1 protein-coding gene is annotated in these 304 nt (G+C 59.5%); it reads left to right on the top strand.

Features of this window, described 5'->3' with window-relative positions:
* The coding region (locus P0G09_RS18400) for a DUF6551 family protein (RefSeq protein ID WP_342760564.1) at positions 1-304 on the top strand (304 nt) is incomplete at both ends.

The following is a 304-nucleotide window of genomic DNA, read 5'->3' as shown; positions in this document are numbered from 1 at the left end:
GCCGGTATTATGTAACGGACGGCCAGCATACCATTGAAGCGCGTATCCTGCGCAACGGCGGTAAGGATCTGCCGATTCTGTGCAAGAACTACACCGGCCTCACGATGCAGCAGGAAGCTCTGTTCTTCGCAGAGCAGAACGGTCACGCCGCACCTCTGACGGCGGGCATCAAGCTCCGTGCCAAGGTCGTGGGAGAGGATGCGCCCTCCTTTGCATTTCTCGCAGCCACCAATCGGGTGGGTCTGGACTTCAACTACGACAGCTTGCAGTTGAGCGACTACCGCATCAGCTGCGTGGGCACCGC

The sequence above is a fragment of the Faecalibacterium sp. DFI.5.82 genome, from assembly GCF_029076575.1.
In the GTDB taxonomy this organism is placed as follows: domain Bacteria; phylum Bacillota; class Clostridia; order Oscillospirales; family Ruminococcaceae; genus Faecalibacterium; species Faecalibacterium duncaniae.
The sequence above is the reverse complement of the archived record's forward strand: the minus strand, read 5'-3'. Positions and strand labels throughout refer to the sequence as shown.